A 21,718-nucleotide genomic window follows, 5' to 3' on the forward strand; every position below is an offset into this window, starting at 1 on the left:
AAGAATCTGAGTTCTTCACTCTCCAGAAACTATCAACAAAGGCTAACTTCTGGAGAGTTTATTTTTTAGAATGTAAGTGCTAAACCAGTTGAAGGTCTGACAATAGTACGATCCAGATCTTTTCCATATAACAGATTACAGTTAATTGTCCAGGCAACAGAACCCAGTTTAAGCTGGACTCCTGCTGTAGAGGAATAATAATCGAAATGATCTCTTTGTAAAGAAGTACCGTTGCTATTTGCCAGTAACTGATTACCAAAATATTGAGTCCCCGAACCAGTACTGACTCGTAATACCTCCGCAATAAGGAATCCGACCTCCCATTGATAATGCAGATTGTAACGATTCTGCTCGGTCTCGTTGACAATCGTAAACTTTTGATCCTGAATCATAGAGGTTATTGTAGTTCGATTCAAACTTCCTGCACTACCGTACACACCAAGATATGTTTTCTTATGATCTTTACTCTCTGCCAGCTTTATTCCAACCAATCCATCCAGTTGCCAGTTCAGGTGATTCTCTTCGAATTTATCAAAGCTCTGATTACCGGGTCCCAGGTAGTAGTTCACAGCACCTCCCAATTGTACTTTAATCCCTCCACCCTCTTTTTGTGCCATCACCAGCGTTGAAAATCCCAGAAATAGAATTAATGTATATAATGTAAAAACAAATGTTTTCATAGTTGTAATATGTTATAGTTTATACCCAATCCCAAACTGCAGTATAGTCAGACCTGCACCAATATCACCAAATACCATCAAACCTGGCTGAGCTTCATAATCCACTCCTATTCGTGCCTGGATGCCCAGACTAAATGCACGACTATTGGACCGTACCTGCAACATGCGATCATTGTTATTATCTACAGCCAAAATTGATTCTGATTTCAGGAACGAGCCATTGATCCCAATTCCTACCAGGATATAAGGTTTTGCACGTCCTGTACCAAAACGTCGTTTTGCATATACATTCAACAAAAGGAGTGTCTCATTTAACTTCCGGTCTATCTGCAGGCTGTCATACGAATCATACTCATTCTGTGTAAACCGAAATCCTGCAACACCAAATGTAACTCCCAAGCGAAAATTCTCTTTAAACTGAGCATCATAGCTGAATCCTATTCCAGGAAATCTGAGAGCAGAAGTATATTGACTTATATTACTAACTTTCGTAAATCCTCTGATAAATCCCAGATGAAAATGAATTTCAGGCTGAGAAAAGTTTTCACGGGCAAAAAACTTATCTACTTTCTTATCTGGAGACTCTTTCTGGCCTTCCTTAGAAACTGTATCAACTCTTGCTGTGTCAACAGAAACAGCTGCTGGAGGAGGCGAGACCGATCGTTTGAACAAACTACTATCTGTTGGAGCCAGTATATCTTTCACCTGATTTCGATAGCTTATAGCATACACATCTGTTCTGGGCATAGTATAAATTGGCCCATCCGGAATATCTGTCCGTTTGTATTTGACATATTGTAAATCAACTTCGGTAACCAGGCCATAAACTATATCACCATTTTTCTTGATAATCACATCAAAAGAATTGGAAACAGGTTGACTTTGTGCATAGCTTGTCATAATACATAGAAACATCAGACTTACCAGCACACTTTTTAGAATTGTATTTTTCATGCTTCTCATAAATTACTGTTTTGCCATTTCTGGTAGGTGATATCTTTGAATATGCCATTTGTTCCTTCTAATACCTGTGTTGAGTCTTGTGTATTTACCAAATGAAAAGCAAATGTCCCTGCAATCAGATTTTTATCAGTACTTTGTCGATCAATCTGCAGAAAAGTAGTAGAATCAGGGGTTATCAATTGGTAGGAAGTATACTCATCCTTGGAAACCTGATCTAGCACCTCTGCCTCTATTATTTTTCCATACTCCGAGAATTGGGTTGAGTAGTGTCCTTTTAGCTGATCCGGTTGTTGAACAGCAAACCGGATAGTAAGCTTTCGGTTTAATCCTGCTTCATTTTGCCCATTCAATATCATGCGATAGGTATAATACAATAGTCCAGCAGTATCAGTCTCACTTTTATAAACTATTGCTTTCTCCAGGCCCACTACGAACGTATTTCGGGATTGCCAGGCTTTGCCATTGATATCCACAGAAATTTCAGGATCTCTCACAATACCTATGTCATCAACAGAATGATTACAGGCTATTGTTGTTAATGCCAGGCCTAGAATTAATGCCTGTATAAGTTTTTTTTTCATGTAAATCAGAGAATAATTACTGCAGACGGGCAAAATTTCATGCCGTTATTCGTTTTGTACTTAGATTCGAAAATGTTTCCCATACAGTGGTCTATTGAGCACAAAGTGTAGAATACACACTACAGTAAGAGGCTTTTAGCTAAAGAAATAGTTACAAGCCAGCATTGTTCGGCAATTATCTTTATTTTTAATAATTCAGTCTATTTCAAATCTATGAATCTCTCTATCAACAGTAAAAAGAAGAACTCCTATGATGTAATTGTTATAGGATCAGGAATAAGTGGTGGCTGGGCTGCAAAAGAATTCTGTGAGAAAGGATTAAAAACCCTTGTGCTGGAACGCGGTCGTGATGTCAGGCATATTACAGACTACCCAACAGCCATGAGCAATCCCTGGGATTTTCCACATAGAGGCCGTTCCACAGTTATTTCAGAAACGATAAATCCAATTGTCAATAAGTGTTATGCATTTGAAGAAGCTACTGAGCATTTTTTTGTTAAAGACAATGAACATCCCTATATACAGGAAAAGCCGTTTGATTGGATACGAGGCTATCAGGTAGGAGGAAAGTCTTTGATCTGGGCTCGTCAAACACAACGGTGGAGTGACTTTGAATTTGAAGCACCTTCCCGTGATGGCTTTGCAGTAGACTGGCCTATCCGTTACAAAGATCTGGCTCCCTGGTACAGCTATGTAGAAAAATTTACAGGTATTAGTGGTAACAGAGATGGTATCGCTAATCTACCAGATAGTGAGGTTTTACCTCCTTTTGAATTGAATTGTGTAGAAAAACACATTCAGGAAAAAGTAAAAGAATACTATCAGGACCGTCAGGTAATTATTGGTCGTTGTGCCCATCTTACCCAACCCAATGAAATTCATACACAACAAGGTCGGGGACAATGCCAGGCAAGGCATTTGTGTTATCGGGGATGCCCATATGGAGGTTATTTCAGCAGTAACTCTTCAACCATTCCCTGGGCTGCCAAAACTGGTAATTTAACGCTAAGACCTCACTCAGTTGTTCATTCTATTATCTATGATGAACAGAAACAAAAAGCAACAGGAGTCCAAGTAGTAGATACAAACAGTAAAGAAATGCTTGAGTTTTTCGCAGAAGTAATCTTCGTAAATGCAGCCTGCCTGAACACCAATCTGATTCTATTAAATTCTACATCCAGTCGATTTCCCAATGGGTTAGGTAATGATTCTGGCCTTTTGGGAAAATATGTAGCCTTCCATAATTATCGAGGTAGCCTTACTGCTAGCTTTGAAGGATATAAGGACAAATACTATTATGGCCGACGTCCTACTACTGCATTTATTCCATCCTTTCGCAATGTATTCAAACAGGATACAGACTTTCTACGGGGTTATATGGTTGCTTTCTCTGCCAGTCGGGCAGGATGGCACCAAGGAGGTCAGGAAGGTTTTGGAGCAGAGTATAAGGAAAACATTACTCAACCAGGTGACTGGGAAATCTACATGATGATGCAGGGAGAGACTGTACCGAAAGAACAAAATCACGTACGATTGAGCAAAGATCAAAAAGATGCATGGGGTATTCCACAACTTATTACTTCCATAGAATATGACCAGAATGATGAAAAACTTCTTCAGGATTTTCTAATGCAGGGTACTGAAATACTTGAGAAAAGTGGTTGCAAAAACATCAGTCCTTATGATTCTGGACAAGCACCTGGGCTAGATATTCATGAAATGGGAGGTGTACGTATGGGTAAAGATCCAAAGACATCCTTGCTGAATCAGTGGAACCAATTACATCATTGCAAAAATGTATATGTTACCGATGGAGCTTGCATGACTTCTGTTGGCAATCAGAATCCATCTCTTACATTTATGGCCCTTACTGCCAGAGCTGTAAATCATGCTGTGTCTACTCAGAAAACAATATAGTACCCTACACAAAGTTTCTGTTCTTTCTATAAAGTGCCTTACAATGATGGCATAGCAGAAACTTCCTTGTTATTATGTATCTAGCATCCGTTCATTTATCTCCTTACTAAGTTCTCCTAAAAAATCATGCGCAAAAGATAACGGGAATAAATTTCTTCAAACCGTAGAAAACTTTCAACTTTCCGAATCTCATCAAGTAGTCTGTTTTTCCATAGAATCTTATACTTTGGAGCTTATGAACGAGTATCCAAACAAGCTTTTATTCTCTCTTATATCATCATACAAAAATCCGGATATAGTTAAACACAATAGAGCTTCAAATCCATAAGACAGAGAAAAATACAATAATAACACACAATATACAGTCCAGCCACACAACGATTCATAAATGATTTACAGTCAGTTATACTAACAAATGGGTGGTATCATTTTTTCCCAAAGGTGGCATAGTTCAATTTCACCAAAAAGCAACCATTATGACAAATCCATTTGCAACCAAAGCTGGAAGTTTTATCTGGGGACTTCTTTTAACAGCATGTGTAACAAGCTTTAGTGCCTGTAATAACGACGACGATGATGGTTCAGTAGTTACGCCAACCACATTAAACACAGCAGACAAAGGCATAATAGACCAGGTAGCATACGCCAACCGGTCTGAGATAGAAATGGGTCAACTGGCACTGACTAAATCTACAGATTCTGTAATTCGTAATTTTGCACAAATGATGATAACACATCATACTTCAGCCCAAGCCTCTTTAGATTCTGTTGCAGATAAGTATTCGTATTCATTGCCAACCGGATTAGATTCTACAAGTCAGAAAATGAAAGATAGTCTTACGGCTATCACAGTAGATTCTGTTTTTAGTAGAAAATATATATTAGGCCAGCTGGATGCACATACACAGGTTCGCAGTAAACTGGAAGCGTATCAGAATGGTACTGGTCAGAACAGCGATGTAAAAGCGTATGTATCGAAAACTCTTCCTGTAGTTATTAGTCACCAAACTGAGGCAGATACTATTATATCACAGAGAGGATATGTTCAGTAATTTTTTAAACTGTTAGTTTTTATCAGACCTTCTACATGTGAGAAGGTCTGATTTCTTTTAGTGTAGTATGGATACCCAGTACCAATAATTAGTAGGGCCCCAAAACTTTTCCAATAGTGGAAGCCCCTGTTTCATTAAATGCCTCAATAGCAAAATAATATTTCACCCCCATAGATAAAGCTCTTAATTCCAATTGGTTGGGTTGGTCATGCCATATTTGGTATGCCTGATATAGTTTGTCGGGTGCTATACCCCAAAGAATGTTATATCCAACTGCATTCTTTACCTTGTTCCATGAAATAAAAGCATTACGTGGATCTTTATCACGACGTATTACCAGGTGATCTGGAGTTGTAGGCAATTTTCCTGCAGCATTGCCAAACACACGAATATCACTGATAGCCAGATTGGGAGATCTGACATACACATGTTCGTATTTGACATATCGTGCCTGTATAGGATTTGGTAATTCAATATACGAACAGGCTCGGTCACGTTTGGGCTCTTTTGTTACATCGTAAGCCAGGTTCCAATCCTTGCCATCTTTGGATGTATATAGTTTGTATTGGGTATATGTTTTAGCCGAGTCGTTATCAAAAATATCTGACTTATAATCTGTGTAATTAATTTGAACGGCTCTGATTTCACTTATATTCTTCAGATCAATTGTAATCCACTCACCAGGCTGATTTTGTTTAGCGACCCAGAAGCTACGAGGATCTTCATCTGTAACCTTACTGGCAAATAGTGTATCCAATGTAGAGGAAGCAACACACGGTTTCTTATAAGACAAAAGCATCCAGTTAGTAAACAATTCATCTTTACTCTGCCATTTCCTCTTAGGTAGATAATGAGGGAAGTCTCCAAAACGGGTGTTGACAAATAATTGATTATCTTTATCAAAACCAGCAGGAAACATAGCAATGCGTCGTTCAAAATTCCAGTTTACAGCAATCCATGGTGTGCCGGTATTCCAATAATTACCATAGTTATCCTGAAATGTATTGCCATGCCCTGCCCCATTCATAAATCCTCCCGGACGATAGGATATTGGATTGTAAGGTGCATAGGAAAAAGGGCCCAATGGATTATCTCCTATATAAGTACCATTTGCATATACATTGAACTCTGTCCCAGGTGCACCGTATTGCAAGAAATATTTGCCGTTATGTTTTGTCATCCAGGCACCTTCTGTAAAGGGGCGTATTGTATCCCGGTGATTACGCCCAAAACGTTCCCATCCATGAAGTTCAGGATGCAGATAAATCAATTCTTTGTAATTATTTTTCTCCTTGTAGGTTAGATTTCTTCGTTTATCCAGTTCTGCACCAAAAATGGGATACACATTTGAAGAACCCCAGTACATATACCACTTATCCAGCTGCTCATCATAAAACAAAGCAGGATCCCAAGGACCAATATATTGCGGAAGTCGCGGAAGCCAGCGATTATAAAAAATCAGTTTTCCCTTCTCTGGCTCCAGACTAATAAATATAGGTCGTTGTTCAAAAGTCGATTGAAACAGATACAATGTATCCCGCACAGATAAAGCAGTAGGAGCACACATATCTTCCATAGGCCACTTATCTGGTATTGTATACTTCCAGTTGATTAAATCCGTCGAATGCCACCATCCACCAGATATAGTTACAAATAGATAATATTCTCCTTTGTGATTAATAATAACAGGATCAGCACCAGATCTGTAGGAAATCTGCTCATTCAGCTGCTCAAAATTGTATTTGTAATCTATATCCATAGGATTGCAATATGTAAGCTGTCCAGGATGTTGAGCTGATAGAAGAGTCACAGACAGAAAAGTCAGGAATAAGTAGAAATAAAAAGAAAATTTCATTGCATATATTATTAAGATTCTACTACACCTTTATTTTATGCAAAATATTTTCTTTTCTTAAAATTCCCAATAGTACAGAACCTTTATTATACTCTGGAATTCAGCACATTACTGCTGCTGAAGTATTACCTGGATCAAACTGATAGAGAAATGTTCTGTTTTGAGAGCAAAGAACCAACTAAGAGTCATTCTTCGAGTCTATAATTCTGTTTATAAAATATATTGCTGGGATTCCCGTTAACAGGTACAATGCAAAGGCAGGAATTTGAGCAACAGTTTGCAGAAATAAAATGGTAGATATATTTGCAGAAAATAAACATACTGAGGATAGTTCCTTTTATGACAAAACTAGTATTTTTCAATGCATTTCCCCTTGTATTTTAGTATATTCATTATATATTTAGTATATTTTTTTGATATCTGTCTGCAATGAAATACCTAAAGGCTTTTTTCATTTTATTTTCCATTGCGATAGGATTAATTATCGTTTGTAATGTTTGGGTTTCACAGGAAACAGAAGAATATATTTTCACAAACAGCCAAACTGTTACATCCCGTCCTACAGGGCTAGTGCTAGGTACAAGCAAGCGGGTAAGGGATGGAAACGAGAATCTCTTTTTCAAATATAGAATTGCAGCAGCAGCACAGTTATTTCAGGAAGGAAAAATAAAACATCTGATTCTGAGTGGAGATAATTCTTCCCGATATTACAATGAGCCATCTGATATGAAAAATGCGCTGATGTTATTAGGAATACCAGAAAATGCTATGACCTTGGATTATGCAGGACAGAACACTTTTCAATCTGTGGTACGATGTCATCAATTATACAATCGGGATAGTGTTATTGTTATTTCGCAGGCATTTCATGGGGCTCGGGCTGTGTTTATTGCCAGACATTATAAATTTCCATTTATAGCTTATGCAGCACAGGATGTTCCATGGCAGGCATCCATACAAACACGTTTTCGGGAGTATCTGGCACGTCCAAAAGCTATTCTGGATATATATCTTTTACAAAAAGAAGAAACTGTATTTGACAATGAAAGTGAATGATTGGCATACGATTAACAGGTAAAAATATTTACTAGTAAAGAATCTATATATTACATTAGATTCAAGTAATTAAATCCTATTGCAGAAGACTGACCTCATTCTAAGCACAGGATTATTTAATATATTTGAAGAACTGAACCATCACAATATTTTTTAGCTTATAGTAGAGCACTTTTAATATATATTGAAATCAACCATACATAAATCTTTGTTTAAACAGATAACAACATATCTTTTCTACATTTCCTTGTTTTTGTATATTACCTCTGTAAGTTATGCACAAACAAGCTATGTTATTACAGGAAAAGTCACCGATAGCGAAACAGGTGAAGGAATGCCTTTTGTCGCAGTGGCTTTTAAAGGAACGACTATTGGTACTACAACTGACTTTAATGGTAATTATAAGTTGGTCACACATACCCTACAGGACTCTCTCACAGCTACAGCCATCAGCTATACAGAAAAATCGAAACTTGTCAATCGGAAAGCCACTACACAAGCAATAGATTTTCAACTTGTTCCAGCTTCCATCAGTCTGAATGAGATAAAAATTTATGCAGGAGAAAATCCCGCCTATGCTATTCTGCGAAAGATTGTACGGAATAAAGAAAAAAATGATAAGCGTTCACTAGATTATTTTGAATATGAAAGTTATAATAAGATTGAAATTGATGTAGATAATATTTCCGAGAAGCTCAAGAAACGCAAAGCGATTAAGAAAATACAACAGGTTATAGATAGTGTAGAAGTACTTGCGGGCGAAGATGGAAAACCAATTCTTCCTTTGTTTATTTCGGAATCATTTTCGAATGTCTATTATAGGAAATCACCTGAAAAGAAACGCGAACATATTCTGAAAACACGGGTAACGGGAGTAGGCATTCAGGATGGCACACTGATTTCTCAAATGGCCGGATCTTCGTTTCAGGAATATAACTTTTATCGTAACTGGCTCAACATCCTTAATAAAGATTTTGTTTCACCCATCGCCGATGGTTGGAAGCTCTACTATGAATATTTTCTGGTAGATAGTGCAGAAGTAAACGGGCATTACAGCTATCGGATTGATTTTGAACCCAAAAGACCTCAGGATCTTGCTTTTACAGGCACAATGTGGATAGATAAGGCAACATTTGCTTTGGTACAGGTAGATGCAACTATGAGCAAAACAGCCAACCTGAACTTTATAGAAAAGATCAAACTTCAACAGGAACTTGCTCCAACAGAAGCAGGGCCCTGGATACCTGTAAAAACCCGTGTGTTAATTGATGTTGCAGAAATAACAAACCAGTCAGCCGGTATGCTGGCCAAGTTTTATACATCTAACGAACGGGTAGTAGTTAATCAGCCACATAGCACAAAGTTCTACGATGTAGGAATAGAAATGGAGCCCACTGCTCAAATCAAAGATGAGGCATTTTGGGATGAGCATCGTCATGAACCTCTGACAGAATCTGAGAAGAATGTATATGCTATGATTGACTCAATCAAAAATATTCCACTGATTCGGTCTTATATAGAGATTGCCAATATTGTTGTAAACGGGTACAAGAAAGCTGGTCCTATCGACATAGGGCCTTATATTCTGGCTTACAGTTATAATACTGTAGAGGGGAGCTATGCTCGCCTTGGCTTTAAAACTAATATTGACTTTAGTGATAAATGGGTTTTGAAAGGATATGGAGGGTATGGATTTGGTGATCACCGGTTTAAATATGGAGCGGAAATTCAACGCATTTTCTCCAAGAAACACTGGACTACATTAAGTGTAAGACATAGTTATGACCTTGAACGCGTGGGACTTCTCTCACAGGATGTATGGGACAACACCCTCTTTCTGGTATCATCTCGTTTTGGTACATTCAGGCGGCCATTTATGTTACGAAACAACCAGATTGCATTCCAGACAGACTTTGTCAGAGGCTTTACTCAAAAGATCAAACTACGTCAGTGGCAGTTTGATCCGCTGTATAATTTTACATACTATACAAATCCAACTGATACTCAGTTGGCTACCGATGACAACTTTCAGAGTACAGAGATTACATTTGAATCTCGTTTTGCACAAAATGAACAATTCCTGATAAATGATAATACACGAATTAGTTTAGGCACAACTAAACCTGTGCTTACTCTTAGTTATACATTGGGCTTAAAAGGCATAGTGGGTGGAGGCTTTAATTACCACAAAATAGCGCTGAATCTCTCGCAAAGTATAAACGTCGGATCCTTAGGTCGCGCCTCCTACTCCATAAGTGCGGGTTATATACCCTCTACAGTTCCTTATCCTATTTTACAATCTCATCAAGGCAATCAGACCTTTTTTTACATCAACAATGCATACAATCTGATGAATTTCTTTGAATTTGTTAGTGATCGGTATGCCTCTGTTCAGTTACAACATAATTTTGAGGGATTATTGTTTAATCGTATTCCTTTGATACGCAAGCTAAAATGGCGTTTGGTTGCCAATGCGAATGTATTATATGGAGGGTTAAGTGATAAAAACTATAATCTGGTTCCTCTTGAATATGATGACAAGGGAAATGCATCACGCCCTATCGGACGTCTGGGTGACGTTCCTTACATAGAACTGGGATATGGTATTGAAAACATATTCCGGTTTATGCGTATTGATGCTATTCATCGCCTAACCTATCTGAATAATTCTGGCACTAACCGATTTGGAGTTAAAATATCTTTCCAGTTCAAATTATAATCTATTTGCTCTGTTAAGGAAAATAATCCATACTATAAGCAAAACCCTCTATCTTTGTCAATAAATGCGCAATCATCTAATGGCACTTATTGACAAAGATATTTATAAAGCAAAATCACTTTTAGAAGCAGGTGAAGTCATAGGCATACCCACTGAAACCGTATATGGCCTGGCAGGAAATGCATTTAATGTTCAGGCTGTAACTAAAATCTTTCAGACTAAAAATCGTCCCACATTTGATCCTCTGATCGTACATAGTAGTAGTCTGGCCAAGATCATTCAGTTTGTCGAGACTATTCCCCCCTTAGCACAAAAGCTGGCTACACATTTCTGGCCTGGTCCTTTGACTCTGTTATTACAAAAAAAACCTAACATTCCTGATCTGGTCACTTCCGGACTGGAGACTGTAGCTGTACGGATGCCGTCTCACCCGTTGATTCTGGATCTCTTGGAATTATTGGAATTTCCGTTAGCAGCCCCTAGTGCTAATCCATTTGGTTACATCTCCCCTACTCAGGCTGAACATGTACAGGCACAACTAGGTAATAAGATTCCTTATATTCTTGATGGAGGTCCCAGTCATGTAGGAATTGAATCGACTATTATTGGCTTTGAAGATACAACTCCTATTGTTTACAGATTAGGAGGACTTTCAATAGAAGCCATTGAATCAGTTATAGGTCCGGTTTCATTGATGCCACATTCCAGCTCAAATCCACAAGCCCCCGGAATGTTAAAAAGTCACTATGCCCCACGAAAGCCATTGGTCCTAGATTCTATTGATCAGGTTCTAAAACAATATGCACCTGAAAAAATAGGCTATATGGGATTCTCTGATTTTAGAAAAGACCTCCCAGAGAAAAACCAACTTGTACTTTCTCAGTCCAGAAACTATGCTGAAGCAGCGCAGAAGTTATTTGCAGCTATGCGTATGCTGGATACGTTTCCTCATCTGGAAATAATTGTTGCAGAACTTCTACCAGAAGAAGATCTAGGCAGAGCTATTAATGATCGTATCAGAAGAGCAGCGGCTCGATAAGATCCTGAGCTATCAGGATCTGCCAATATTCTAACAACACACATTCTTCACGATTTTATTTGCGATTTTATTGGCTTTACTTTTGATTTGCAGCACTTTCATCAGCAACTGTACGGCAATTGAGAAAAAAAGAGCCTCAGCCATTTAAAACTATCAGTAATTAAGAGGTTCTCAATACTTTTACAATCTACCAAATAAAACAATCTGATTTATGATCACCCTTGACCAGTACAATTTTGCAGGCAAGAAAGCCCTGATACGGGTTGACTTCAACGTTCCATTAAACAGCGCTTACGAAGTAACTGACGATACACGCATTCAGGCTACTATCCCTACTATCAATAAGATTCGTAAAGATGGTGGATCTGTTATTCTGATGTCACACTTGGGACGCCCTAAGGATGGTCCAACAGAAAAATACTCACTAAAACACTTGGTAAAATATCTGAACGATATTTTTCAGACCAGTGTGCAGTTTGCAGATGACTGCATTGGAGAAGAAGCTACTCAAAAAGCAGCAGCCCTAAAACCAGGTGAGATATTGTTGCTTGAAAACCTGCGTTTCTACAAAGAAGAAGAGAAAGGTGATGTAGCTTTTGCGGAAAAGCTTTCCAAACTGGGAGATGTATGGGTAAATGATGCATTTGGTACGGCCCACCGTGCACACGCATCTACAGCTGTAATTGGTCAGTTTTTCAAAGACAGAGTATGTGGTTATGTAATGCAGGCAGAGCTTGACAATGCCCAAAAAGTATTGGAAAATGCAGCACGTCCATTCACTGCTATTATGGGTGGAGCTAAAATCTCTGATAAGATTTTGATTATTGAACGTCTTCTTGATAAAGTAGATAATCTGTTGATTGGTGGAGGTATGGCTTATACATTCTTTAAAGCCATGGGAGGTTCTATCGGATCATCTTTACTGGAAGCAGATAAACTGGATCTAGCATCAGAACTGATTGCCAAAGCAAAAGAAAAAGGCGTTAGTCTTATATTACCAACTGATTCCATTATTGCAGATGGCTTTAGTAATGATGCTAACTCTCAGATAGCAGATAACAAACAAATTCCTGATGGTTGGATGGGTCTTGATATTGGTCCGGATGCAAGCGAAGAATTTGCCAAAGTAATTGAACACTCAAAAACAATCCTATGGAACGGACCAATGGGTGTATTCGAGTTCAGTAACTTCGCTAAAGGAACAATCCGTGTAGCAGAAGCAGTAGTGAAAGCAACAGAAAATGGTGGTTTCTCCTTAATTGGAGGTGGAGATTCAGCAGCAGCTGTGAATAATCTTGGATTTGGAGATCGTGTATCTTATGTATCTACAGGTGGTGGTGCACTGCTTGAGTATATGGAAGGTAAAGTTTTACCGGGTGTAAAAGCACTGGATTAACTAACTCAGCCTCATTATATAAATGAAAAGTCCTCACTATCTATATAATGAGGACTTTTTATTTAGTAGGTAACGTATTATAGTTATCTCTCGTTACCAAATTCCCGGATCTTTTGAATATAGTAGGTTCCGTGATCAATATCTCCATTGCCAACGGTTCCTCCATCCTGTAAATAAGTAAGCTGAATACGTTCTTTGTAAATTAAGCCCATATTTCTTGCATATACATCCATCCTCCGATCTTTTAAAACAGCATTTACTTCATCACGTTGTAGAATAGTCACTGTCTTATCATAGGTGCTATCCAGCACCTGATAAGGTTGGTCAAAATCGCTTGCCTCATACATTTCCTCACCATAAGTATTGTATTGATTTCCATTCCATTTCAATCCTTCTTTTAGCGGAAAAGATAAGCGAACATAATCAACATTATTTTCTTTGCGCAATGCAATATAAGAAGTACGTTTTGTAAGCCAGGCAGAATCTAATGACCAAGTACTTGAAGAATTAGCTCTGGAATATCGATACAAGATAAATGCTGGCTCATGGGTGAGATCAGTGATGGTATCATAGACCAGTTCTTTAATCTGATAAGTATGGGTATCAGGCTTTGTATAAATCTGGTACTTTACTTCAAAAACATCGTAGATAGCATATTGGCCTACTTCAAGTGGATAAAAATCATATCCCAAACGAGTTGGACTAGGTGTCTCTTCAGATGAATTACATCCCCAGAAAATCATAAGTACACCCACAATAAACAGTATTTTTTTACACATGCGTCTCTGTCTTTTTTGAAAATAATTATTCAGAATTTTGAATAACTCTGAATCAATCACATAGTTACAGAAGAAATCATAGAAGAAAAAAACGATTTTGATTTGAATCTTGCACAACCCTTCTTTTATAAACGGAAAACTACAAATATGAGGAATAAAGTAATGATCAAAATGATAGAAGACGCAATACCAAAATTGACGATCAATTCGGTGTTATTCCGAATACCAACTCCTAATAGTGAAAGTATAAAAAGTAAAATAGGAAAAAAGACAAGACTACCATAAATATTATTTTCGGTTGGAGCCTCCATACCTTTAAGTTCTGCCTTCACTACTGACCCAAATAAAGGAGTTCGATAAATAGAAACAGGAGTGTATTTGCTGAGATCTATCGTAAAATTTCCTATCATAGACATAGTCATCACCCGATGCGGAGTAGTGACGACAATCTTTCCAGTTTGATGCATAATTCTTACCCCCAGTACAGGCTCTTCACTGAATGGCTTGGGAAGTAAGTAATCTACCCCCAACAAAACACAAAATATCAGACAGATCCAAGACATACTCCTGGTAAAAACTAAATAAGGACGTAAATCTATATGTACACGCTGACGGGGTTTGTAAGCAGGAGGCGGACGACGAGGTTGTACGGGAGGAGTATAAGACACAGGTACAGGCTCTGCAACCGCATACATCCGTTTGAGATCATACCATTGTCGTTGTTGATTATCTCCAATAATCTGATAAGCCTCGTTGATTTCCTGGAACAGATAATGCGCAGACGGGTCTGGATTTTTATCCGGATGATACAATGTAGCCAACCGACGAAATGACTTCTTAATCTCAGCAGTATCTGCATCAGGGGAGACCTGCAGGATATCGTAATAATCTTTCATGAAAGATTTTTGTTATTCAACGCATAAAATAATCATTTATTATCAAACTTTGGACTTGCCTTTATAAAACAACTTTTTAATTGACGTAAAAAAAACCTCTGTAACAACTACAGAGGTTTATATAAGTATAGAAGAATCAAACTATTCCTGACCAGCAACTGAAAATACAGAGTTCTCTGTACCAACTTTAAAGCTTTTCAAAATCCATCCTCCACCTATAACATCGTTTCCTTCATAAAAAACGGCCGCCTGTCCAGGAGCGATTGCATTGACAGGTGCATGAAACAACACTTTCATTTGCCCATTCGCTGCTTGTTCAATTGTGGCGGGTGAACCATTATCTTTGTAACGGACTTTAGTGATAGTCTCAGTAGATTTTCCTACCAAGTCAGGGTATTTCATCATATTCAGCTTTCCTACCCACATTCCATTGCGTGCTAGTTCTTCATATTGGCCCAAAACTACCTGATTGGTCTCTGCCCGTATTTCTGTTACAAAAACCGGATAGCCTAAGGCAATGCCTAAACCTTTACGTTGACCAATTGTATAAAACGGATAGCCTTCATGTTTACCAACTACGGTCCCATCTTCCAATATAAACTCTCCACCTGACACTTTCTCTTCCAACCCTTCAACTCTACGCTTTAAGAATCCCCGATAGTCATTATCAGGGACAAAACAGATCTCATAAGATTCTGACTTATTCACCAAAGCCATAAATCCACGTTCTGTTGCCATTTGTCGTATTTCGGTTTTCCGTAAATGTCCGAGAGGAAATAAAGTACGACTTAGACTTTGTTGTGAAACTCCCCATAAAGCATAAGACTGATCTTTATTCACATCCAGCCCTTTAGAGATAATATATCGTTCGCTTTCGTAACGTAAATTCGCATAATGTCCTGTTGCAATAAACTCACAATCCAGTTTATCAGCACGGCGCAACAATGAATCCCATTTTATATGGGTATTACATAACACACATGGATTAGGGGTTCGGCCAGCAAGATATTCATCTGTGAAATTATCAATCACAAAGTCTCCAAACTCTTCCCGTATATCCAATATATAATGTGGAAAGCCTAATTGTACAGCAACCTCACGAGCATCATTGATAGATTCCAGACTACAGCATCCTGTTTCCTTTTTGGAGCCACCTGAAGAAGCATAATCCCATGTTTTCATGGTCATGCCTATCACTTCATATCCCTGTTCGTGCAGTAATACAGCAGCCAGTGAACTATCAATACCACCACTCATGGCGACCAATACGCGTCCTTTTTTACTCATAATTTCATTTGTTTTACGTTTGTCTTATACCGCTAGGCCAAAAATCTTCAGCTATCTGTAGCTTCTGTATAAATCAAAACACAATACTTGTGTATAAATTGCCTCAAAACTGATTATGGACAGTAAACGCAAATTTTGGTTAATAAATTCCAATCACAAAATCTTTCAGAAAAATGGAAATCCGATCTTTGCTGTGTAATCTTGCATCTTCAAAGTTAATAGCATCTGTAGAAGAGGAGCATCCCGTTCGAAGATCCTATATAACCTTGAATGAAAGGTTTACAGAAATCAGAAATTTTCCATTATGTCTCTTCAAACATTTGTTAAAATCAGTGCAGTTACCAATTTGAGTGATGCCCGTTACTGTGCGGGTATGGGAGTAGATATGCTGGGATTCTCATTAGACCCATCTGCTGAAACATTTGTTGATCCAATCACTTTTCAATCAATAACAGAATGGGTAGCAGGTGTACAACTTATTGGGGAAGTAGAATCTATTGAACCAGATGCACTTCAGGAACTAGTTAAAAATTATCCAATAGACGGGTTACAGATTGGAAATTCTTCAGATTGGAAAGGTTTGCAAGCAACTGGCCTTACTCTACTCTGTAAAATATCATGGACTGAAGATTTATCTTTACAAAACTTCCAGACCAAATATGATTCTATTAAGCCATATGTCTCTTATTTTCTTATAGAATCAGAAGAAGATAGCATCACTCCAGAAATTGGATATCACTTAACTCAAATTGCAGAACATTATCCAATAATATTAGGATTTGGAATTCAGCAAAACAGTATTTTACAAACCCTTTCTTCTATACCATTCAAAGGAATAGCACTCAAAGGCGGACAGGAAATACGTCCAGGTTATAAAGACTTTGATGATCTGGCAGAAATATTGGAAGTATTAGAAACAGAATAATTCAAATTGATGAATACATACCTTTTTACTATAAAATCCGGATTTAGACTATCCGGTTTCAAAAAATTGCATTTGTATACGTTTTGTATCATTTGTTTCATCTCTGCAATATCCTGTTCTAGTTCATCTGAGGCATTTCTTGAAAAAGGCAGACAAATGATGCAGCAAGGAGACTTTAAAGGAGCACTGGATTTTTTAAATAAAGCTATCGAAAAAGATCCTGAAAATGTAGATGCACTAAATGCCAGGGGTGTCGCCAATCTGGAACTGAAACAATATGCGGCAGCACAACTGGATTTTGATCAGGCAATTAAGCTAAATTCCAATACATACAAGCCTTACTATAACAGAGGACGTAATCAGGCCGCACAACAAAAATGGCAGCCAGCATTGGAAGACTTTAGTAAGGCGGTTCAAATGGCACCAGATACAGCCGATATTTATTTTAATCGGGGAGTCATTTATTTTCAACTAAATCAATTTCCGGAAGCATTGCAGGATTTCAGCAAAGCTATTTTATTAAATCCTCAAAATCATGATTACTACTATAATCGGGGTACGACCAAATTACGGATTCAGGATGTGCAGGGTGCTCTGGATGATTTTCAACATAGCATTCAGGTCAATCCCAGATTTGCCAAAGGCTACTATACACTTGGCCTGGAAGAATTACTTAGTAAGAATAAGGAAGATGGGTGCGAGCATTTACATCGCTCAGATGAACTAGGCTATCCAGAGGCCAAACAAGCCATTGAAATGTACTGCAAAAATTAATAGCGTAATACTGCTTTTATGAAACATATACCTATAATCCCTGTTTGTGTTCTGCTAATGCGATTTAGTTATGTATCCATACTAACATTATTTTTTTTCTCATGTTCTGCTGATCAGAATCAGTTCAAAGAATTTGATTCAATAGCCTGGAAAAAAGACTACAAAGCATGTTCAGGCCAACGATTGGCAATGAAAAAAGATTTTGAGCAGATAAAATCCAAGCTCAAGGGCTTAGATCAGATGGAAATTATTGATGTATTGGGAAAGCCTGATTTTCAACGCCTTGAAGATCGTCATATGAAATCATATCTCTACTTTCTGGAGCCAGCTAGTACTTGTACAACAGGAAAAGCTGATGCAAAAACAATTGTCGTCCGTTTTAACTCTGTAGATCGGGCATTTGAAATTATATATGAACAAGGTACTTCGCTTTAAAAAATATCATAGTACGGGCATATCATTTTAACTCTCCTTATCGTTTATGTCTTGAATATTACACTATGGTTTTTCTTGCAATTATTTGTATTTTTTAAAACCGCAAAAATATACAACTTGCAAAAGAAGCATTAACCTTATTCTTATTATGAAAACAGTTTTTTATAATCCCAGTACTCTTGAGGTAGAATTTGCAAATGTTATCGCAAACTTAAAGGAAGAAATACAGAAACAACTTTCCGATTATACAATCACTAAAGTAGATAATAATGTCAAGCTAGATAATCCCCGTCTGATTTTTACCCTTCAGGACCCGGATGGAGATCAGCATCAGATAATGATTCAACTGATTCAGCGTATTGATGACTGAAGACCAAAAGGCGGTCTATAGTCTAAAGCTTACACCGCCTTTTCTTCTCTATATTTAGCAATTTCTTCTTCCCATTGCCTTTTGTTTCCGCACTACTTACCTTTGCCCGCATGCGGATAACTATTTATTTCTTTTTGGCCTTCAGTGTTTTACTTATACCATCAGTACAAGGCCAGGTCAATGTATTTGGCGCAGACTGGGTAAAAGGAAAACTTCTTCTACAGGACAGTGAAGGCGATACGATACAGTGTACACTCCGTTTTGAACTGGATAATAACCTTGTGCAGATTTATCTTGCAAACAATACAGTCAAAACCTACACTTCCCGCCAGATCAAATGGATACAAGCCTATGATCCTGCAAGCAAAAGAGATAGAAACTTTTATGTATTCCCGTATGCATTAAACAACAGATATGTTTCACCTACCATATTTGAGATGCTGACAGAAGGCACCGTCTCATTGCTAGGACGTGAAAAAATTGTTATCGTTCAGAATACATGGGCTGGAAGCAGATTTACCCAGGCACAACTATCGTTCGATTTTTATTTTGGTTTTGCAGATGGTAAAATACGGGTCTATCGGGGCACAAGAAAAGATTTTGAATACCTGCTCAAAGATAAATCTGGTTATATCCGAACATTCATAGAAGACTCAGATTTACGTTACAATGACAAAGACGACCTGATCCGAATTATCAACCAATACAACTATTCAAATTATAAGGACAAAGTCAGTAAGTATGAATAGTTAACATACTTATCTATTTATATTTGTCCGCTATTTTTCTATCTATCTTTTTTATATGACTAAACGAAAGCCGCTTATATTAGTATCCAATGACGATGGTATTACCTCCCGTGGTATCAGAGCTTTGGTAGAAACCATGCATCAGATTGGAGAAGTTGTAGTAGTTGCTCCAAACAGCCCTCAATCAGGCATGGGGCATGCTATCACCATAGGTAATACGTTACGACTGGATAGTTCTATTGCATTTGAAACAGAGGGAATAGAAGCTTACGAATGTTCTGGCACTCCTGCAGATTGTGTTAAACTTGCCAAACACCATGTATTGAAAAACCGTCGCCCGGATCTGGTAGTAAGTGGTATCAATCATGGTAGCAACTCTTCTATTAGTGTATTATACTCGGGTACAATGTCTGCTGCCATAGAAGCAGCGATTGAAGGATTGCCTGCTATTGGATTTTCACTATGTGATTATTCTCTAACAGCACATTTCTCTCATTGTCTGGAATATATCAAACAAATTGCGCTGCAAGTATTGACGTCAGGATTACCTTCACATGTTGCATTAAATGTCAATATTCCTTCCCAGACAGAGGGACCTATTAAAGGTGTTAAGATATGTCGGCAAGCTCAGGCGAAATATACAGAAAACTTTGAAAAACGCACAGACCCTCATGGTAGACCTTACTTCTGGATGAATGGAGAATTTGTTGATCTGGATAAAGGTGAGGATACAGATATGTGGGCACTCAATAATGGATATATCTCTATTGTACCCTGTGGCTTTGATATGACAGCCTATCATACAATCCCTCATCTTAATCAATGGGAGATCTCAACCAAGTAGGCATGAATTTTTACAGTTTTTTTTATACTCTACCAAACAAGTATTTGCAAAGGGATCGAGTAAATGATTATAGAACGATGTATGGCTGTTAAAACATTTTTATTAAAAAACTGAGATAAATTCTTGATTTACTATTTTTAACATCTTTGTTTAAACTTTTTTCCAAAAATTTCGTATTTAGATTCAAACTATAAAAAACAACTCTGTAATAATTTTAGTAAAGGCACAATAGTGCTCATACCCTTTGGATTCCTTTGTCTTAAGACAAGCAATCTGATATAGATTAACAGACTCTGTAACAAAAAAAATAATATTACGTAAAATTCTTTCGTTAACTAATTTCACTTAACAAATCTTATGACTGAACAAACGCCTGAAAAATCAAACAGCAGAAAAATTTTGCTGACGGCTCTTATCGCTATTTTAGTTGCTCTTAATGGTGTCTTATTCTATTTAAATTTAAAAGAGCGTGATAAAAACAAAGCGCTTACTCAAACCAATCAAACAGTAGAAGCAGAAAAAGATGCTACACTAGCCAAACTAGATTCTCTGGAGCAGGAATATGACAAACGTATTGCAGAAGTTCAAAAACTAGGTGGAGATGTAGAATCGCTTCAAAAAGTAAAAGAACAACTGGAAAAAGATAAAGTATACCTGAAAAACTCTACAGTTTCTGAACGCAAAAAATACATAGCACAAATCAAGAAGTACGAAGAGATGCTGGTAGCTAAAGATGAGGAACTTGTAGTGCTCAAAAAACAAAATGAAACTTTATATGGTGAAAATACAGATCTGAAAGGTAAACAAGTACGTTTGACAGACTCTATCAGTACAATAGATGCACAGAAACGTGACCTGGCAGAAAAAGTACGTGTTGGTGGAGCGTTGAAAGCCGAAAACTTAGTAATAAATGTACTAAATGAAAAAGGTAAAGAACGTGATGGCGGTGAATACAAAAGCAAAAAAATCGATCGCATAAAAATCATGTTTGATATAGCCGAAAACAAAATTTCAGAAGCAGGTACTCATACTGTATATATGCGTTTAGTAGAACCTGATGGTGCAGCTGTATTTGATATGGCAACTGGTGGTGGAACTTTTACTGTTGATGGAAAAGAAGCTTTCTATACTGCTAAAAAAGATATCTTATATGACAAAACTCGTCAGAAAGTAGATTTCGTATTTGCGAAAGGTAGTCCTTACAAAGCTGGAAAGCATACAGTAGAATTATATGCAGATGAATTCCAGATTGGTTCTGGTTCTTTTGTAGTAAAATAATAAGAGAAAACACTAATATATAACTCTCAGCGAAAGACGATCAGCAAAACTGATCGTCTTTTTTGTATTATTTCTGTCTTAGTTAAATAAACGCTGCTTTCTGGTGTAAAATACATTGTATCT

At 37.6% G+C, this 21,718-nt stretch carries 20 protein-coding genes; 13 read left to right on the top strand and 7 right to left on the bottom strand.

The window, feature by feature from the left end; genetic code table 11:
• Window positions 1–65: 65 nt before the first annotated feature.
• Genes QNI15_RS08475 through QNI15_RS08485 form a run of 3 tightly spaced genes read right to left on the bottom strand, consistent with a single transcriptional unit; the run spans window position 66 to window position 2,224 of the window.
• Entirely contained in the window at window positions 66–680 is a 615-nt protein-coding gene (locus tag QNI15_RS08475; protein WP_314031382.1) for a hypothetical protein, read from the bottom strand.
• A 12-nt stretch (window positions 681–692) separates the two neighbouring features.
• Entirely contained in the window at window positions 693–1,634 is a 942-nt protein-coding gene (locus QNI15_RS08480) for an outer membrane beta-barrel protein (RefSeq protein WP_314031383.1), read from the bottom strand.
• Between the two features lie 5 nt (window positions 1,635–1,639).
• On the bottom strand, window positions 1,640–2,224 hold the full coding sequence (locus QNI15_RS08485; protein ID WP_313996697.1) for a hypothetical protein: 585 nt from the start codon (window positions 2,222–2,224) through the stop codon (window positions 1,640–1,642).
• 213 nt (window positions 2,225–2,437) lie between these two features.
• Here QNI15_RS08485 and QNI15_RS08490 point away from each other — a divergent pair, with 213 nt between their 5' ends.
• On the top strand, window positions 2,438–4,141 hold the full coding sequence (locus QNI15_RS08490) for a GMC family oxidoreductase (protein ID WP_314031384.1): 1,704 nt from the start codon (window positions 2,438–2,440) through the stop codon (window positions 4,139–4,141).
• Window positions 4,142–4,617: 476 nt separating this feature from the next.
• Complete coding sequence (locus QNI15_RS08495; protein ID WP_313975994.1) at window positions 4,618–5,193, top strand: DUF4142 domain-containing protein; 576 nt, start codon at window positions 4,618–4,620, stop codon at window positions 5,191–5,193.
• 88 nt (window positions 5,194–5,281) lie between these two features.
• On the opposite strand, the gene QNI15_RS08500 is transcribed toward QNI15_RS08495, so the two are convergent.
• On the bottom strand, window positions 5,282–6,952 hold the full coding sequence (locus tag QNI15_RS08500; protein ID WP_314031386.1) for a family 43 glycosylhydrolase: 1,671 nt from the start codon (window positions 6,950–6,952) through the stop codon (window positions 5,282–5,284).
• Window positions 6,953–7,477: 525 nt separating this feature from the next.
• Between QNI15_RS08500 and QNI15_RS08505 the strand changes: the two genes are divergently transcribed.
• The 4 genes from QNI15_RS08505 (at window position 7,478) to QNI15_RS08520 (ending at window position 13,258) form a co-directional block, all read left to right on the top strand.
• Window positions 7,478–8,104 (top strand): SanA/YdcF family protein, encoded by a 627-nt coding sequence (locus QNI15_RS08505; RefSeq protein WP_313996703.1) that lies wholly within the window; start codon window positions 7,478–7,480, stop codon window positions 8,102–8,104.
• 208 nt (window positions 8,105–8,312) lie between these two features.
• Window positions 8,313–10,823: a DUF5686 and carboxypeptidase-like regulatory domain-containing protein gene (locus QNI15_RS08510; protein WP_314031387.1), complete on the top strand. Its 2,511-nt coding sequence runs from the start codon at window positions 8,313–8,315 to the stop codon at window positions 10,821–10,823.
• A 79-nt stretch (window positions 10,824–10,902) separates the two neighbouring features.
• Window positions 10,903–11,862, top strand: a complete 960-nt coding sequence (locus QNI15_RS08515) for an L-threonylcarbamoyladenylate synthase (protein WP_314031469.1) — start codon at window positions 10,903–10,905, stop codon at window positions 11,860–11,862.
• 211 nt (window positions 11,863–12,073) lie between these two features.
• On the top strand, window positions 12,074–13,258 hold the full coding sequence (locus tag QNI15_RS08520; RefSeq protein ID WP_313996707.1) for a phosphoglycerate kinase: 1,185 nt from the start codon (window positions 12,074–12,076) through the stop codon (window positions 13,256–13,258).
• 83 nt (window positions 13,259–13,341) lie between these two features.
• Here QNI15_RS08520 and QNI15_RS08525 read toward each other — a convergent pair whose 3' ends face one another.
• The 3 genes from QNI15_RS08525 to mnmA form a co-directional block, all read right to left on the bottom strand.
• Window positions 13,342–14,037, bottom strand: coding sequence for a hypothetical protein (locus QNI15_RS08525; RefSeq protein ID WP_313996709.1), 696 nt, complete (start codon window positions 14,035–14,037; stop codon window positions 13,342–13,344).
• Window positions 14,038–14,162: 125 nt separating this feature from the next.
• Complete coding sequence (locus QNI15_RS08530; protein WP_313996711.1) at window positions 14,163–14,933, bottom strand: J domain-containing protein; 771 nt, start codon at window positions 14,931–14,933, stop codon at window positions 14,163–14,165.
• Between the two features lie 141 nt (window positions 14,934–15,074).
• Window positions 15,075–16,220, bottom strand: coding sequence for a tRNA 2-thiouridine(34) synthase MnmA (gene mnmA / locus QNI15_RS08535; protein WP_314031389.1), 1,146 nt, complete (start codon window positions 16,218–16,220; stop codon window positions 15,075–15,077).
• A 304-nt stretch (window positions 16,221–16,524) separates the two neighbouring features.
• Between mnmA and QNI15_RS08540 the strand changes: the two genes are divergently transcribed.
• From QNI15_RS08540 to QNI15_RS08570, 7 genes are all read left to right on the top strand, one after another.
• A complete protein-coding gene (locus QNI15_RS08540; protein ID WP_314031390.1) occupies window positions 16,525–17,145 on the top strand; it encodes an N-(5'-phosphoribosyl)anthranilate isomerase in 621 nt (206 codons plus the stop codon).
• A 9-nt stretch (window positions 17,146–17,154) separates the two neighbouring features.
• Window positions 17,155–17,919, top strand: coding sequence for a tetratricopeptide repeat protein (locus QNI15_RS08545; protein ID WP_449358502.1), 765 nt, complete (start codon window positions 17,155–17,157; stop codon window positions 17,917–17,919).
• A gap of 18 nt (window positions 17,920–17,937) precedes the next feature.
• Complete coding sequence (locus QNI15_RS08550; protein WP_314031392.1) at window positions 17,938–18,354, top strand: hypothetical protein; 417 nt, start codon at window positions 17,938–17,940, stop codon at window positions 18,352–18,354.
• A 148-nt stretch (window positions 18,355–18,502) separates the two neighbouring features.
• Complete coding sequence (locus QNI15_RS08555) at window positions 18,503–18,724, top strand: hypothetical protein (protein ID WP_313975975.1); 222 nt, start codon at window positions 18,503–18,505, stop codon at window positions 18,722–18,724.
• 110 nt (window positions 18,725–18,834) lie between these two features.
• A complete protein-coding gene (locus QNI15_RS08560) occupies window positions 18,835–19,473 on the top strand; it encodes a hypothetical protein (RefSeq protein ID WP_314031393.1) in 639 nt (212 codons plus the stop codon).
• Between the two features lie 55 nt (window positions 19,474–19,528).
• A complete protein-coding gene (gene surE / locus QNI15_RS08565) occupies window positions 19,529–20,317 on the top strand; it encodes a 5'/3'-nucleotidase SurE (RefSeq protein ID WP_313996723.1) in 789 nt (262 codons plus the stop codon).
• A gap of 357 nt (window positions 20,318–20,674) precedes the next feature.
• Window positions 20,675–21,595, top strand: a complete 921-nt coding sequence (locus tag QNI15_RS08570; protein WP_313975971.1) for a hypothetical protein — start codon at window positions 20,675–20,677, stop codon at window positions 21,593–21,595.
• The last annotated feature ends 123 nt before the right edge of the window (window positions 21,596–21,718 follow it).

The sequence above is a fragment of the Xanthocytophaga flava genome, from assembly GCF_030068545.1.
Lineage (GTDB): Bacteria > Bacteroidota > Bacteroidia > Cytophagales > 172606-1 > Xanthocytophaga > Xanthocytophaga flava.

What these genes read in the sequence shown, in the direction of transcription:
- QNI15_RS08475 (WP_314031382.1), bottom strand. Translation starts at nt 680, where the DNA reads ATGAAAACATTTGTTTTTACATTATATACATTAATTCTATTTCTGGGA.
- QNI15_RS08480 (WP_314031383.1), bottom strand. Translation starts at nt 1,634, where the DNA reads ATGAAAAATACAATTCTAAAAAGTGTGCTGGTAAGTCTGATGTTTCTA.
- QNI15_RS08485 (WP_313996697.1), bottom strand. Translation starts at nt 2,224, where the DNA reads ATGAAAAAAAAACTTATACAGGCATTAATTCTAGGCCTGGCATTAACA.
- QNI15_RS08490 (WP_314031384.1), top strand. Translation starts at nt 2,438, where the DNA reads ATGAATCTCTCTATCAACAGTAAAAAGAAGAACTCCTATGATGTAATT.
- QNI15_RS08495 (WP_313975994.1), top strand. Translation starts at nt 4,618, where the DNA reads ATGACAAATCCATTTGCAACCAAAGCTGGAAGTTTTATCTGGGGACTT.
- QNI15_RS08500 (WP_314031386.1), bottom strand. Translation starts at nt 6,952, where the DNA reads ATGGATATAGATTACAAATACAATTTTGAGCAGCTGAATGAGCAGATT.
- QNI15_RS08505 (WP_313996703.1), top strand. Translation starts at nt 7,478, where the DNA reads ATGAAATACCTAAAGGCTTTTTTCATTTTATTTTCCATTGCGATAGGA.
- QNI15_RS08515 (WP_314031469.1), top strand. Translation starts at nt 10,903, where the DNA reads ATGGCACTTATTGACAAAGATATTTATAAAGCAAAATCACTTTTAGAA.
- QNI15_RS08520 (WP_313996707.1), top strand. Translation starts at nt 12,074, where the DNA reads ATGATCACCCTTGACCAGTACAATTTTGCAGGCAAGAAAGCCCTGATA.
- QNI15_RS08525 (WP_313996709.1), bottom strand. Translation starts at nt 14,037, where the DNA reads ATGTGTAAAAAAATACTGTTTATTGTGGGTGTACTTATGATTTTCTGG.
- QNI15_RS08530 (WP_313996711.1), bottom strand. Translation starts at nt 14,933, where the DNA reads ATGAAAGATTATTACGATATCCTGCAGGTCTCCCCTGATGCAGATACT.
- mnmA (WP_314031389.1), bottom strand. Translation starts at nt 16,220, where the DNA reads ATGAGTAAAAAAGGACGCGTATTGGTCGCCATGAGTGGTGGTATTGAT.
- QNI15_RS08540 (WP_314031390.1), top strand. Translation starts at nt 16,525, where the DNA reads ATGTCTCTTCAAACATTTGTTAAAATCAGTGCAGTTACCAATTTGAGT.
- QNI15_RS08545 (WP_449358502.1), top strand. Translation starts at nt 17,155, where the DNA reads ATGAATACATACCTTTTTACTATAAAATCCGGATTTAGACTATCCGGT.
- QNI15_RS08550 (WP_314031392.1), top strand. Translation starts at nt 17,938, where the DNA reads ATGAAACATATACCTATAATCCCTGTTTGTGTTCTGCTAATGCGATTT.
- QNI15_RS08555 (WP_313975975.1), top strand. Translation starts at nt 18,503, where the DNA reads ATGAAAACAGTTTTTTATAATCCCAGTACTCTTGAGGTAGAATTTGCA.
- QNI15_RS08560 (WP_314031393.1), top strand. Translation starts at nt 18,835, where the DNA reads ATGCGGATAACTATTTATTTCTTTTTGGCCTTCAGTGTTTTACTTATA.
- surE (WP_313996723.1), top strand. Translation starts at nt 19,529, where the DNA reads ATGACTAAACGAAAGCCGCTTATATTAGTATCCAATGACGATGGTATT.
- QNI15_RS08570 (WP_313975971.1), top strand. Translation starts at nt 20,675, where the DNA reads ATGACTGAACAAACGCCTGAAAAATCAAACAGCAGAAAAATTTTGCTG.